Source organism: Mycolicibacterium cosmeticum (assembly GCF_000613185.1).
Lineage (GTDB): Bacteria > Actinomycetota > Actinomycetes > Mycobacteriales > Mycobacteriaceae > Mycobacterium > Mycobacterium cosmeticum.
In genome coordinates this window covers 1,639,486-1,652,255 of record NZ_CCBB010000001.1, presented here as the reverse complement: position 1 = coordinate 1,652,255, position 12,770 = coordinate 1,639,486, and the positions used below count along the sequence as shown (strand labels likewise).

Annotated in this window: 14 protein-coding genes; 6 read left to right on the top strand and 8 right to left on the bottom strand. The window is 67.7% G+C overall.

What is annotated here, in order from left to right; genetic code table 11:
- The first annotated feature begins 137 nt into the window (after nt 1-137).
- A complete protein-coding gene (locus tag BN977_RS07835) occupies nt 138-680 on the top strand; it encodes a TetR/AcrR family transcriptional regulator (RefSeq protein WP_024450156.1) in 543 nt (180 codons plus the stop codon).
- On the opposite strand, the gene BN977_RS07830 is transcribed toward BN977_RS07835, so the two are convergent.
- The 3 genes from BN977_RS07830 to BN977_RS07820 all read right to left on the bottom strand — a co-directional run bounded on the left by BN977_RS07830 (nt 677) and on the right by BN977_RS07820 (nt 4,039).
- Nucleotides 677-1,537 (bottom strand): formylglycine-generating enzyme family protein, encoded by an 861-nt coding sequence (locus BN977_RS07830; protein ID WP_036397005.1) that lies wholly within the window; start codon nt 1,535-1,537, stop codon nt 677-679. The genes BN977_RS07835 and BN977_RS07830 overlap by 4 nt on opposite strands.
- Nucleotides 1,538-1,607: 70 nt before the next feature.
- Nucleotides 1,608-2,489: an HAD family hydrolase gene (locus tag BN977_RS07825; RefSeq protein ID WP_024450154.1), complete on the bottom strand. Its 882-nt coding sequence runs from the start codon at nt 2,487-2,489 to the stop codon at nt 1,608-1,610.
- Nucleotides 2,486-4,039 carry an arylsulfatase gene (locus tag BN977_RS07820; protein WP_036397004.1) on the bottom strand — a complete coding sequence of 518 codons (1,554 nt, stop codon included), beginning with the start codon at nt 4,037-4,039 and terminating at the stop codon, nt 2,486-2,488. Before BN977_RS07820 ends, BN977_RS07825 begins: the two co-directional genes overlap by 4 nt.
- 346 nt (nt 4,040-4,385) lie before the next feature.
- On the opposite strand from BN977_RS07820, the gene BN977_RS31375 reads away from it, so the two are divergent.
- Together BN977_RS31375 and BN977_RS07810 are read left to right on the top strand one after the other, a co-directional pair.
- Entirely contained in the window at nt 4,386-4,814 is a 429-nt protein-coding gene (locus BN977_RS31375; RefSeq protein ID WP_051561153.1) for a DUF5994 family protein, read from the top strand.
- A 188-nt stretch (nt 4,815-5,002) separates the two neighbouring features.
- A complete protein-coding gene (locus BN977_RS07810; protein WP_036397003.1) occupies nt 5,003-5,278 on the top strand; it encodes a dsRBD fold-containing protein in 276 nt (91 codons plus the stop codon).
- Between the two features lie 27 nt (nt 5,279-5,305).
- Here BN977_RS07810 and BN977_RS07805 read toward each other — a convergent pair whose 3' ends face one another.
- The 4 genes from BN977_RS07805 to BN977_RS07790 form a co-directional block, all read right to left on the bottom strand.
- Nucleotides 5,306-6,391 carry a 3-beta-hydroxysteroid dehydrogenase gene (locus tag BN977_RS07805; RefSeq protein WP_036397002.1) on the bottom strand — a complete coding sequence of 362 codons (1,086 nt, stop codon included), beginning with the start codon at nt 6,389-6,391 and terminating at the stop codon, nt 5,306-5,308.
- 72 nt (nt 6,392-6,463) lie between these two features.
- Nucleotides 6,464-6,676: an exodeoxyribonuclease VII small subunit gene (locus BN977_RS07800; protein WP_024450149.1), complete on the bottom strand. Its 213-nt coding sequence runs from the start codon at nt 6,674-6,676 to the stop codon at nt 6,464-6,466.
- A complete protein-coding gene (gene xseA / locus BN977_RS07795) occupies nt 6,663-7,898 on the bottom strand; it encodes an exodeoxyribonuclease VII large subunit (protein WP_036397000.1) in 1,236 nt (411 codons plus the stop codon). Before xseA ends, BN977_RS07800 begins: the two co-directional genes overlap by 14 nt.
- On the bottom strand, nt 7,895-8,452 hold the full coding sequence (locus BN977_RS07790) for a lipid droplet-associated protein (RefSeq protein ID WP_036396999.1): 558 nt from the start codon (nt 8,450-8,452) through the stop codon (nt 7,895-7,897). Before BN977_RS07790 ends, xseA begins: the two co-directional genes overlap by 4 nt.
- Before the next feature lie 54 nt (nt 8,453-8,506).
- On the opposite strand from BN977_RS07790, the gene BN977_RS07785 reads away from it, so the two are divergent.
- Nucleotides 8,507-9,508: a 4-hydroxy-3-methylbut-2-enyl diphosphate reductase gene (locus BN977_RS07785; protein ID WP_024450146.1), complete on the top strand. Its 1,002-nt coding sequence runs from the start codon at nt 8,507-8,509 to the stop codon at nt 9,506-9,508.
- 4 nt (nt 9,509-9,512) lie between these two features.
- Here the strand turns inward: BN977_RS07785 and BN977_RS07780 are convergent, their stop codons facing one another.
- The gene (locus BN977_RS07780) at nt 9,513-10,580 is read right to left on the bottom strand and encodes a DUF6542 domain-containing protein (protein ID WP_084172441.1); all 1,068 of its coding nucleotides are present in this window, start codon (nt 10,578-10,580) and stop codon (nt 9,513-9,515) included.
- A 111-nt stretch (nt 10,581-10,691) separates the two neighbouring features.
- Between BN977_RS07780 and ychF the strand changes: the two genes are divergently transcribed.
- Nucleotides 10,692-11,789, top strand: a complete 1,098-nt coding sequence (gene ychF / locus BN977_RS07775) for a redox-regulated ATPase YchF (protein ID WP_036396998.1) — start codon at nt 10,692-10,694, stop codon at nt 11,787-11,789.
- Between the two features lie 10 nt (nt 11,790-11,799).
- Nucleotides 11,800-12,732 (top strand): hypothetical protein, encoded by a 933-nt coding sequence (locus BN977_RS07770; protein ID WP_036396996.1) that lies wholly within the window; start codon nt 11,800-11,802, stop codon nt 12,730-12,732.
- Nucleotides 12,733-12,770 lie beyond the last annotated feature (38 nt).

Genomic DNA, 12,770 nt, shown 5'->3' with positions numbered 1-12,770 from the left:
TCGTCAACGGGATCGGGGAAAGTTGATACGGGGGGCGCCGGCACCGTCGATGGCGGCGTCTCACGGTGGCGACGTGACGTGCCGATTCGGTGAGATGATGTTGTGCTTTTGTCTCAATGTGCGATAAACATGGTTGCATGTCGCCGGGCCGTGCGGATTGGCTGCTGGGTGGTGACCGCCGGGAGGCGGCCGCCGAACGCATCTATGCCGCGGCCGCCGACATGATGGGGCGCGGCGGCTTCGGCGATATCGATATCGACGCACTGGCCGCCGCCGTGCACTGTTCGCGCGCCACCGTGTACCGGCACGCCGGCACCAAGGCGCAGATCCGCGACGCCGTGCTGGCCAGGTCGGCGGCCCGGATCGTCGAGACGGTGCGCGCCGCGGTGCACGAGCGCACCGGCACCGACCGGGTGCTGACCGCGATTGCGGTGGCGCTGCGCGAGATTCGGGCCGATCCGCTGGCCGCCACCGTGGTGGGGGCGCCCGGGGCGCGGTCACTCACCTCGTCGGACGCGGTGATGGCGTACGCCACCGAATTCGCCGGTGTGGCCGACGACGATCCGGAGGCCGCGCAGTGGATCGTGCGGGTGGTGCTGGCGTTGTTGTTCTGGCCGGCACCCGGCGCCGACGTGGAGGCGCGCCTGCTGCAGCGGTTCGTGGCGCCGGGCTTCGGTTAAGGGTTTCTGACGCAGCGGAACCCGATATGGCTCATGCCGGTGTCGACCTGTTGCGGGCGGCGGGCGGCCGGGCGGTAGCGCATGCAATAGCTGTCCGCGCACAGGAACGAGCCGCCCTTGATCACCTTGCGGGGGATGCCGAACCGGGGGTCGCGGCTGTCGGTTGCGCAGCACGGTGTGCTGTCGCGGTCGGGCCCGTACCAGTCGGTGGTCCACTCCCAGACGTTACCGGCCATGTCGAACAGGCCGTAGCCGTTGGGCGCGAAACTTCCGACCGGTTGCGTTGTGCCATAACCGGTCTCGGGGAGATAGGGGAACTCGCCGTGCCAATAGTTGGCCAGTCGTTGACCGGGGCGCTCCGGTTCGTCGCCCCAGGTGTAGGTGGCCGCGCGCAGGCCGCCCCGGGCCGCGGTCTCCCACTGCGCCTCGGTGGGCAACGCCAGCCCCGCCCAGTCCGCGTAGGCCTGGGCGTCCTCGAAGGCGATGTGCACCACCGGATGCCGCTCGCGGCCTGCGAACGAGGACCGCGGGCCGCGCGGATGGTCCCAGCACGCCCCGGGGGTCCACACCCACCACTGGGACAGGTGGCGCAGGTCCACCGGACCGGGCGTGCGCCGGAACACCATGGACCCCGGCACCAGGTTCTCCGGCGGGGCACCGGGGAAGTCGGCGGGATTCACCGGGCGCTCGGCCACCGTGACATAGCCGGTGTCGGCGACGAATTCGGCGTACTGCGCGTTGGTCACCTGGTGGCGCTGGATCCAGAACCCGGTCGTCTCGACCTCGCGGGCCGGGCCTTCCTCGCGTTCGAAGCCATCGGAGCCCAGCAGCGCCGTCTGCGGCGGAATCCACACCATGTCCTCGCCGAGATCGACGTTCCGGCCGGAATCACTTGCACTTTCCGGCCCGTTTGTGCATCTGGGCGAATCAGGGGAAGACATGGGTCCAGTCGTGTTTGATGCTGGCGACGGTCCAGCCGTCGGCCGCCGCCAGGCCGAGGGCCTTCTCGGCGCCGGCGGTGTAGTGGAATTCCCGGTCGGCGTCGTCGTGTGCGACCAGCAGGCGAAAGCCGTTGGTGTACTGCAGCATTTCGATGTCACCGTTGGAGTTCCCGGCGGCGAAGATGGGCCTTCGGCCCACCCGGCCCCAGATCCGGGCGGGTTTGACCGGCCCGTCGTTGAGGAACTCCGGTTGTGCGGTGGTGACGAGGTTCCCGTCGCGGAACTCGAGCCCCACCGAACTGCCCACCACACGCTCCGGTGGGATGCCGTACATGGCCTCGGTGATCGGCCGCATGAAATCCCGGCCGCCACCGGACACGATGTAGCAGGTGAACCCGTTGTCCTCCAGGTAGCGCAGCAACTCCACCATCGGCTGGTACCCGCAGCTGGTGTAGGGCCGGCCCAGGGTGGGGTGGCTGGCCTCGGCGAAGAACGCGCTCACCCGGGCGGCGTGCTCCTCGGTGGTCAGTGCCGTGTTGGCCGAAAGGATGCCGACCGCAAGCACTTTGAGGTCACTGTCGTCACCGTTGTAATGCTTGGTGACGGCATCACCGAACCAGGCCAGGTCACCGGCGGCCGCCGCGGTGTACGGCTGGCGCTGCGCCAGGGCCGGGTCGGCGGCCACCTGCGCGGCCATCCAGCGCACCAGGAAATCGAGCTGGATGTAGGCCGGCTTCTCGCACCACAGCGTGCCGTCGTTGTCGAACACGGCCACCCGCTCCTCGGGTGGGATGTGGTCGACCGTCCGGCCCACGAAGTCGACGATCGCCGACTTCGTGGGTCCGTCGGTCCAGGAGGGAAGGCTCATCCGCCGCGGGTGGCGAGGAACTTCTCCAGTTCCTCGACCGCATGGTTGATGGTGAACGATGCCGGTTCCTGCCGGGGCGGGAATTCCTTGAACGTCTCCAGGAACCGGTTGACCAGTGCGGATCCGTAGAACATCAGATACAGCCGGTCGATCAGCCAGTCCCAGTAGGTGTTCGAGGTGATGTCGGCGTTCTCGAAGGGATCCGTGCGCAGGTTGAACAGCTTGGGTGCGCGCAGCTTGGTGAACGGTTCGAACCACACCTGCAGCGTGCCCTGGCAGCGCTGCTCCATGAAGACGATCTTCCAGTTGTCGAATCGGATGCCGAGCACATCACCGTCGTCGGAGAAGTAGATCATCCCGCGCCGCGGGCTCTCGTCCACCTCCCCGGTCAGATAGGGGAGCAGGTTGTACCCGTCGATGTGCACCTTGTACTCGGTCTGCCCGTCGGCTCCCGCCTTGTGGCCGCTCTTGAGTTTCTCGACGATGTCGGGATCGCCCGCGGCGGCCAGGAACGTCGGCAGCCAGTCGTGGTGCTGGATGATCTCGTTGGACACGCTGCGCGGCTTGATCTTTCCGGGCCAGCGGATCATCTCCGGGATGCGGAACGCACCCTCCCAGTTGGTGGCCTTCTCGCTGCGGAACGGGGTGGTGGCGCCGTCGGGCCAGCTGTTGGCGTGCGGACCGTTGTCGGTGGAGTAGATGACGATGGTGTCCTCGGTGATCCCGAGCTCGTCGACCAGGTCGAGCAGGGTGCCGACGTTGCGGTCGTGGTCGATCATCGTGTCGTGGTACGGCGACTGCCAGCGGCCGGCCTGGCCGCGGCTCTCCGGTTTGGTGTGCGTCCGGAAGTGCATGTGCGTCATGTTCATCCACACGAAGAACGGGGTCTGCTCGGCGTGCTGCCGGCGGATGAAGTCGGCACAGGCCTCGGTGGTCTCGTCGTCGATCGTCTCCATGCGCAGCTTCGTCAGCGGGCCGGTGTCCTCGATGCGCTGCTTGCCCACGGGTCCGTACCGCTCGTCGACCTCGCCGCTGTCTTCCTCGGTGGCCCACGAGTGGATGACACCGCGCGGCAGCAGGGCCTTGCGCAGCAGCGGTGCTTCCTCTTCGGTGGGGTAGTCCTCGTGCTCGGGTTCTTCCTCGGCGTTGAGGTGGTAGAGGTTGCCGAAGAACTCGTCGAAGCCGTGCGCGGTCGGCAGATACTTGTTCAGGTCGCCAAGGTGGTTCTTGCCGAACTGACCGGTGGCGTACCCCAGCGGCTTGAGCAGCTCGGCGATCGTGGGGTCGCCGGCCTGCAGGCCGACGTCCACCCCGGGCATGCCGACCTTGCTCATCCCGGTGCGATAGACGCTCTGCCCGGTGATGAATGACGACCGGCCGGCGGTGCAGCTTTGTTCGCCGTAGGAATCGGTGAACAGCATTCCCTCGTCGGCGATCCGGTCGATATTGGGCGTGAAGTAGCCCATCATGCCCCGGCTGTAGCAGCTGAGATTGGAGATGCCGATGTCATCACCCCAGATGACGAGGATGTTCGGTTTTCCGTCAGGCATGGGTGCTCAGCCTTTCCTGGGAGGGATGCGTGCGGTTCCGCACCGAAACGCTAGACGTTCCGGTGCGGAACCGCTGCGTTCCCGCGTCTTTCAGTCCTTCGCGAGAAACTCGTCGAGTTTCTCGATAGCCCGGTCACTCCTGTCGGCGGTATGGGCCTTGCCTCGCGTGATCGGCGCTTCTGTCAGCTTCCGACACCGCTTCTCAGCGGCCGATCGATGAATGTTGTTTGGTGACACGGTCTTACGCGACACCCTGTGAGTTTGCTAGGCTGGCGGCATCGTAGGTTTGTCGAGTGCCGGTCGTCGGACACCATCTGCGGATTACCCGTAGACGGGAAGATCGTCGATGGTCGATGACGCGTTCACCACCCGACTGGCTTTGTCGAACTGCCCGGGCCTGCAAGGCACCGTCGCCGGCGCATGGTGGCCACCCGACCGCCAGCTGGGTACCGGACTTGCCGATCTGGTGGCTGTCCTCGGGCTGCGGATCGGCCCGGTGCGGCGGGTGCTGTACGACCCTGCCCAGTGGGACAGTGCACCGGCGCGCGTCGTGCGCGGATCCAGCACGGTGGCCATCGACGCGTACTCCATGATCGCCCGCGACACCATCTACCTGATGGGCACGCACAACCGGCATTCGTTGCTGTACATCGTGCCGCCCGGCGCCACCCAGCTCGATGCGTACCGGGTGCTGACCGCCGTCGCGGCCGCGGCCAACCCGCTGAGCGTGCCGATGCTGCGGGCGATCCTGAGTGGTCGGGGCCGCGCGCGTTAGCAACGGTTTGGTCGGTGCTCCGCGGGTGCCGTATCCTGGACCTCAAGTTTCCCCGGCACTGTAGACGCCGAGCGAGAAACCAGAGGCCGGGGTGCTACAGCACCGCCGGCCTCGTCCATCTTCTGAGCCCGACTGCCACTGGATTCTGCGCGCCGCACGGCGCACGCTGGAGGTGGAAGGTGATCGAAATGTACGACCAAGATCTGACCAACAAGTGGCATGTCGACATCGAGTTCGTCGAGGACGACATCCATACGCACGCCTCGGCGCGGGCCCGGCTACGCGGCGACGATTTCGCCACCACCGGTGACGCCTACCGCAATCCGATGGACCCCAACCTGCCGATGATCGGTGAGGAGATCGCCGCGGCCCGGGCGCTCATCGCCCTGGGCACCGACCTGCTCGTGGAGGCCTCGGCACGGATCGAGCAGTCGACGCGGCAGCCGGCCTACCTGTACCGCTGAACGGTCACACCGCCGGCGGGCCGGCAGTCACACGCCGGCGGGTTGGCCGGTCTTGCTCGCCATCTGGTGGAACAGGTCTGTGTAGTACGGCAGGCATTCGGCCATGGCCTGTTCGGTGGTGAACAGCGGCCGGTACCCCAGATCGCGCTCGGCCTTGGCCACCGAGAAGTAGTTGTTCAGGTAAAGCCGTTCCACCGCAAGGGGTTCGATCAACGGCTCGGGAATCCCGAACTTGAAGTGCAGCCACTGCCAGGCCATCATCGCCTTGTGCACCAGCCGGCCGGACACCCGGAAGGTGGGCAGCGGACGGTCGCATGCGGCGAGCACCGGGCGGGCGAACTCGAACATGTTGACGGGCTCGGCGTCGTTGATGAAGTACGCCTGGCCGGGTGCGCTGCCGCCGGGCACCAGGTGCTGGGCGGCCAGGATGAAACCGTGAATCAGGTTGTGCACGTATGAGTTGTCCAGCTTGATGTCCTTGCTGCCGACCAGCACCTTGACGTGTCCGGCGAGCACGTTCTCGAACACCTTGCGGAACATCGTCTGATCGCCGCGGCCCCAGATGCCGCTGGGCCGGATGGAGCAGGTGAGCATGCCCCGCTCGCCGTTTTCGGTCAGCACGAACTTCTCGGCCACCACCTTGGTTTCGGTGTAGAGGTCGTTGAACCGGTTGGTGTACGGCAGGGTTTCGTCACCGTCGGCGATGTCCTGGCCGCCCATCACCACGCTGTTGGACGCGGTGTAGACAAAGCGCTGTACGCCGGCCGCCTGGCCGGCGCGCACCAGGTTCTTGGTGCCCTCGACGTTCACCGAGAAGCTGCGCTTGCGGTACTCCTCGGTGACCGACGCCCCGCCCATCAGGTCGATGATCGCCGCGGTGTGGAAGACGGTGTCGATCCCGTCGACGGCCTTGGCGACGTCGGCGGTGTCGGTGATGTCTCCGACGACGGTCTGCAGCTTCGGGTGATCCGGCAGGGGAGACGGGACCCGGTCGAAGGAGCGCACCTGGTGGCCGCGTTCCAGCAGCGTGGTGACCAGGTTGGCGCCGACGAATCCGGAGCCTCCGGTCACCAGGACGTGGCCAAGGTCGGTTGTCAGTGCTGCGTCACCCATGCCCAGAGCATAAATGAAACGTGTTCTAATTTTAAAGGCCGGCGATGAAGTCGGCCCACGCCGGTTGTGCGATCAATCGTCCTCGACGTCGGCGGCACCCAGGGCGTCCTCGACCCGTTTACGCGCCCCGGCCAGGTGTTCTTCACACCGTTTGGCCAGCTCTTCACCCCGTTCCCAGAGCTTCAGCGAGGCGTCCAGGTCCAGGCCGCCCTGCTCCAGGGTGCGCACCACCTCGACCAGCTCGTCGCGTGCCTCTTCGTACCCCAATTGACTAATGGGCTTCATCTGATCCCTCGCTCGTGGTGATGACGGCGCCGTCGGCGACGCGGACCCGAAGCCGGGTGCCCGCCGGGGCTTCGGTGACGGACCGCAGGACGGCTGCCTCGGCGCCGTCCAAAACCTGCACGACGGCGTAACCCCTGGCCAGGGTGGCGGCCGGGCCCAACGTGGACAACCGGGCCGTCAGGTGTTCCAACCGGTCGCTCTCGCCGGCGATCAGCCGGTTGATGTCGCGGCGCGCCGCGGCCCGGGCCCGCTGCACCTCGTCGGCGCGGGCATTCAGTGCCAGCAGCGGCTGGGCCAGCACCGGCCGGGTGCGCAATTGGTCGATCAGGCGTTCCTCGCGGTGCACCCAGTGCCGCAGCGCGTGCGCGGCGCGCCGGCGCAGATCGGTCACCATGGCCTGTTCGGCGGCCGCGTCGGGCACCAGGCGTTTGGCGGCATCGGTCGGGGTGGCGGCGCGCAGATCGGCCACCAGGTCACACAGTGGGTTGTCCGGCTCGTGCCCGACGGCGCTGATCACCGGGGTGGTGCAGGCGGCGATGGCGCGGCACAGTGTCTCGTCGGAGAACGGCAGCAGGTCCTCGACGCTGCCGCCGCCGCGGGCCAGCACGATCACGTCCACCTCGGGGTCGGCGTCCAAGGCGCGCAGCTCGTCGACGATCTGCGGTACCGCATTCGGTCCCTGCACCACGGTGTTGCGGACGGCGAACCGCACCGCCGGCCAGCGGGCCGACGCCACGGCGACGACATCGTGCTCGGCGGCCGACGCGCGCCCGGTGATCAGCCCGATGGTGCTGGGCAGGAACGGAATCGGACGCTTCAGCCGCGGATCGAACAACCCTTCGGCATCCAGCAACCGGCGCAGGCGCTCGATCCGAGCCAGCAGTTCACCGATGCCGACCGCGCGGATGTCGGTGACCCGCAGCGAGAACGTGCCACGGCCGGTGTAGAAGACCGGTTTGCCGTACACGATCACCTGGGTGCCCTCGGCCAGCTTCACCGGGGCGTTCACCACCAGGTCCCGGACGCAGGTGATGGTCAGCGACATGTCGGCGGCCGGGTCGCGCAACACCATGAACACGGTGCCCCAGCCCGGCCGCATGGTCAGCTGGGCGATCTGACCCTCCACCCAGACGGTGCCCAGCCGGTCGATCCACTTGGCCACCCGGGTGGCCACCGCCCTGACCGGCCAGGGGTTCTCCGGTGACTGGCCGGGATCGCTCACTTCGCCGTCGCGCGGGTGATCCTGTTGGCGAGCAGGGTCTGGAACGGCGCGCGGGCCTTGGTGGCCTCCTCGTAGGCCAGCAGGGCCTCGAGCTCGTCCACTTTCAGGGAGGTCATCCGGGCGCGCAGCTGGGCCAGCGTCAGCGCGTCGTACCCCAGGTCGGCGACCACGGCCGGGGCCGAACCGTTGGTGCGCGGCGCCGGCTTGTCCTCGGCCGGGCGGTCCGGTTCACCTTCGCTGTAGAGCGCGAAGCGGCCTTCGTTGGTGCGTGTGACCGGGATGTCGACCGCGTCACCCTCGTCGGCGGGCAGGTCCTCGTCGAACGTCGCCCACTCGGGCTGCTCGTCCTTCGGCGGGAACAGGCTCTCCAGCGTTTCGTCACCACGGATCACCAGGTCGGCCACGTCCTGCTGGACCTTCATCACCAGATGCGCGACCTGACTGGCGACCGTCATCGGGTAGGCGAGGATGGTCTGCGGGAGCTTGCGGGTCTCGTCCAGGGCGGTCACCGCGACACCCACCAGCAGTCGGACTCCGTACGGTGCTGTCGACATGGTTGCCAGCCTACGGCTGGCCCGCTGCGGGGGCAGGTAAGTACCCTGGAAGGCATGCCACCAACCGTCAACATGGGTATTCCGGGCGCCTCGAGCTCGGTGAGTTCGGGGGTGGCCGGCAAACGTGTGCTGCTCGCCGAACCGCGCGGATACTGCGCCGGTGTGGACCGCGCCGTCGAGACCGTCGAACGCGCACTGGAGAAGCACGGCGCCCCGATCTACGTCCGGCACGAGATCGTGCACAACCGCTACGTCGTCGACACCCTGGCCAAGGCCGGCGCGGTGTTCGTCGAGCAGACCGACGAGGTGCCCGAGGGCGCCATAGTGGTGTTCTCCGCGCACGGCGTCGCCCCGACCGTGCACGAGGAGGCCGCGGCCCGCAACCTGCGGACCATCGACGCCACCTGCCCGCTGGTCACCAAGGTGCACAACGAGGCCAAGCGGTTCGCCCGCGACGACTACGACATCCTGCTCGTCGGGCACGAGGGACACGAAGAGGTGGTCGGCACCGCCGGTGAGGCACCCGAGCACGTACAGGTCGTCGACAATCCCGACGCCGTGGACAAGGTGACCGTCCGTGACCCCAACAAGGTCATCTGGCTGTCCCAGACCACGCTGAGCGTGGACGAAACCATGGAGACCGTGCGCCGGTTGCGGGAGAAGTTCCCGACGCTGCAGGACCCGCCCAGCGACGACATCTGCTACGCCACCCAGAACCGCCAGGTCGCGGTCAAGGCCATGGCACCGGAGTGCGAGCTGGTGATCGTGGTCGGCTCGAAGAACTCGTCGAACTCGGTGCGCCTGGTCGAGGTGGCGCTGAACGCCGGATCGCAGCACGCCTACCTGGTGGATTACGCCGACGATATCGACCCGGCCTGGTTCTCCGGGGTGACGACCATCGGTGTCACCTCGGGCGCCTCGGTCCCCGAGATCCTGGTGCGCGGCGTACTGGAGCGCCTGGCGGAGTACGGCTACGACACGGTGCAGCCGGTCACCACCGCGAACGAGACGTTGGTGTTCGCCCTGCCGCGCGAGATCCGTCCGCCGCGCGGGTGAGCGGCTAGCTCTCCTCGTCGAACCGGCGCGTGGTGCGCGGCCGGTGGTCCTCATCGCTGCTGCGATAACGCACCCGGGATACCGGGTGGTGGTCGGTGCCGGCCGGCGGGCGCTGCCGCTCGTCGTAGCGCGGTTCGCGCCCGTAGGCGTCCGGGCTCTTCGGGCGGCGGGGCCGCTCGTAGTAGTCCGCCGGTTCATACCCACCCGGGGCGGGCCGGCGTGGCTCGCGGGTGGAGGGCCGGGGCCGGCGCGGCTGCCGGGCCGGGTCGATCGGCGGCTCGGCGTCGCGGCGGCTGCGGGCCTGCCGTTCCCGCGCGGCCATCCGCTCGCGGCGGTCGGCGGCCGCCGCCGATGCGGCGATGTCGTTCTCCGGTGGCCGGGTGTGCCGGGCGCGGGACGGCTCGCCCGAGCGGGCGCGGCGGGCCGCGGAGGGGGCCGCGTCCGGGTTCGGCCGACGGGCCGGCCTGCGACGCGGGGGGGCGGGCGGGGCCTGGTCATCGGCGGTGTCACCGGTGTCCGCTGTGCCCGCGGCGGCCGCCGACTTCTGGGCGAAACGCCGCGCCACCCGCCGGGCCGGCGCTTCCGCCGCAGCCGCCGCGGAGACGTGCGCCGCCGGCTTGTCAGGCCACAGCCGCTTGTTCGACGCCCCGATGTACCAGCGCACCATGCCGATGATCAGCACCGCGGCCGCGGTGAAGAACATCAGCGGGAACCGCTCGATCAGCGGATATCCGCAATTGATCAGGATGTCCTTGATGCCGCCGATCTCGGCGCTGTGGAACATGAAATAGGCGCCAGGGACGGCGACGAACAGGATGAGCGGCGGCTGGATGACGGCGGTGAACACCGCGGATTGGCGAACGGCCAGGACCGCCAGCACGCACCCCAGCACGTAGCACGTCGCGAAGACCGCGCCGAGCTCCTTGTGGCCTGAACCGGCGTCGAAGGCGAATCCGATCGCGGTGAAGACCACCGCGATTACCACGGCGCTCCACCACGGCAACCCCGGGATACGGGGGAGCGCGGAGCGGTCGATCACCGCGTCCGCCTGCTCTGCGGGCTGAGCTGACACATGTTGACCGTACCGGCTTCTGCTGCGAGCGTCCGCCCAGCACGCTGTGGCGAGCCGCTCGGTGGTTCTGTGGCAAGGCCCGCATGTTCTTTCTTCTAGACTCTGGAGTCCGTGAGCTTGAACCTGGGAATCGTCGGATTACCGAACGTGGGCAAGTCGACGCTCTTCAACGCGTTGACCCGGAACGACGTGCTGGCGGCCAACTACCCGTTCGCGACGATCGAACCCAACGAGGGCGTGGTCGCGCTGCCCGATCCGCGGCTGGACGCGCTGGCCAAGGTGTTCGGCTCGGAGAAGACCGTGCCGGCGCCGGTGACCTTCGTCGATATCGCCGGCATCGTCAAGGGTGCCTCCGAGGGCGCCGGGCTGGGCAACAAGTTCCTGGCCAACATCCGCGAGTGTGACGCCATCTGTCAGGTGGTGCGGGTGTTCGCCGACGACGACGTGGTGCACGTGGACGGCCGGGTGGACCCACGCTCCGATATCGAGGTGATCGAGACCGAGCTGATCCTGGCCGATATGCAGACGCTGGAGAAGGCGGTGCCGCGGCTGGAGAAGGAAGCCCGCAACAACAAGGACCGCAAGCCGGTGCTGGAGGCGGCGCTGGCGGCCCAGGCCGTGTTCGACAGCGGTAAGACCCTGTTTTCGACCGGGCAGGACTGGTCGGTGCTACGCGAGCTGAACCTGCTCACCACCAAACCGTTCCTGTACGTGTTCAACGCCGACGAGTCGGTGCTGACCGACGCGGCTCGCGTCGCGGAGCTGCGCGAGCTGGTGGCCCCGGCCGACGCGGTGTTCCTGGACGCCAAGATCGAGGCCGAACTGCAGGAGCTCGACGACGAGTCGGCCGCCGAGCTGCTGGAGTCCATCGGCCAGACCGAACGCGGCCTGGATGCGTTGGCGCGCGCCGGTTTTCACACGCTGAACCTGCAGACGTATCTGACCGCGGGCCCGAAAGAGGCGCGCGCCTGGACGATTCACCGCGGCGACACCGCGCCGAAGGCCGCCGGGGTGATCCACAGCGACTTCGAGAAGGGCTTCATCAAGGCCGAGATCGTGTCCTTCGAGGACCTGATGGAGGCCGGCTCGATGGCCGCCGCCAAGGCCGCCGGCAAGGTCCGGATGGAGGGCAAGGATTACGTGATGGCCGACGGGGATGTGGTGGAGTTCCGCTTTGGAACAACGTCTACCTCGAAGAGCAAGGTCTAGGCGCGCTCATATGACACTCGTGGCGGTCTGGGTCCGCCAGAACGAGACACTCCGGGAACTCGTTGCGGTCGCGGACTCGCGTCTCAGCGGAGGGGAGTCGTGGGACAAGTGCCCCAAGCTGATGCCGCTGCCTCGCCCCGCGACGGCAATCGCGATGTCGGGCGAGGCGACCGCCGCGTACGCGTTCTTGATTCAGGCGACTAACCTCTGTTTGCTGCTCGACGGCAATCGTTCTGGGCGGACTGATATCGGATACCTGGCGCGCAAGCTCGCAGATGTATACGCGGACAGCCGTGCGGGTGTTAGCGACCTGCACTCAGGGGCTACTGAACCGGACGTACCCGAACTCGACGTGGTGTTGATGGGATGGTCGTGGCGGCGGCTGCGGTTCGAGGCGTATTCGTACAGATACGACGGTTCCGGGGTTCTCAGAATGCACCCTCTGCCTGAGCTATACCCAGAGCGTGCCTATGGCATCTACTTCGCCGGGGATGCCAGCAGCGAGGCCCGGGCCCGGCTGCACCGTCTCAAAGAAGTGCGCGGTCTCCCAGTTCCGATTGCGGGGCACCCGGAGGCGGAAGACATGGCCCGAGACGCCAACCTCGACTGGGAGCCGTTGGAAGTGCTCATGGATCTCATCGGAGACGTCACCGTTCGAACTGTGGGAGGAGTGCCGCAGCTCCTGCGCATATATCAGTACGGCGAAACCGAGAGCTTCGTGTGGCGGACTGCCGAGGGCGTCGATCACTTCGGAGGACGGCCAATAAATGATGGCGAGCGGTTCGATCGACGGATCGCAACATACGCCGACGGCTACCTCAAGATTTCCATGTCCGATCAGTCGGTCGGACCAGATGCTCCGCCCTCCAGCGGAACCGATCCGCGTCGGCCGACGGGGCGTTTGGGCCCCGGGGTGACTCCGGACGCACCGACCGCGAGGTAGTGGACTTCCGTTTCCAGCAATGGGTCTGGTCAACCTGA

What these genes read in the sequence shown, in the direction of transcription:
- BN977_RS07835 (WP_024450156.1), top strand. Translation starts at nt 138, where the DNA reads ATGTCGCCGGGCCGTGCGGATTGGCTGCTGGGTGGTGACCGCCGGGAG.
- BN977_RS07830 (WP_036397005.1), bottom strand. Translation starts at nt 1,537, where the DNA reads ATGGTGTGGATTCCGCCGCAGACGGCGCTGCTGGGCTCCGATGGCTTC.
- BN977_RS07825 (WP_024450154.1), bottom strand. Translation starts at nt 2,489, where the DNA reads ATGAGCCTTCCCTCCTGGACCGACGGACCCACGAAGTCGGCGATCGTC.
- BN977_RS07820 (WP_036397004.1), bottom strand. Translation starts at nt 4,039, where the DNA reads ATGCCTGACGGAAAACCGAACATCCTCGTCATCTGGGGTGATGACATC.
- BN977_RS31375 (WP_051561153.1), top strand. Translation starts at nt 4,386, where the DNA reads ATGGTCGATGACGCGTTCACCACCCGACTGGCTTTGTCGAACTGCCCG.
- BN977_RS07810 (WP_036397003.1), top strand. Translation starts at nt 5,003, where the DNA reads ATGTACGACCAAGATCTGACCAACAAGTGGCATGTCGACATCGAGTTC.
- BN977_RS07805 (WP_036397002.1), bottom strand. Translation starts at nt 6,391, where the DNA reads ATGGGTGACGCAGCACTGACAACCGACCTTGGCCACGTCCTGGTGACC.
- BN977_RS07800 (WP_024450149.1), bottom strand. Translation starts at nt 6,676, where the DNA reads ATGAAGCCCATTAGTCAATTGGGGTACGAAGAGGCACGCGACGAGCTG.
- BN977_RS07790 (WP_036396999.1), bottom strand. Translation starts at nt 8,452, where the DNA reads ATGTCGACAGCACCGTACGGAGTCCGACTGCTGGTGGGTGTCGCGGTG.
- BN977_RS07785 (WP_024450146.1), top strand. Translation starts at nt 8,507, where the DNA reads ATGCCACCAACCGTCAACATGGGTATTCCGGGCGCCTCGAGCTCGGTG.
- BN977_RS07770 (WP_036396996.1), top strand. Translation starts at nt 11,800, where the DNA reads ATGACACTCGTGGCGGTCTGGGTCCGCCAGAACGAGACACTCCGGGAA.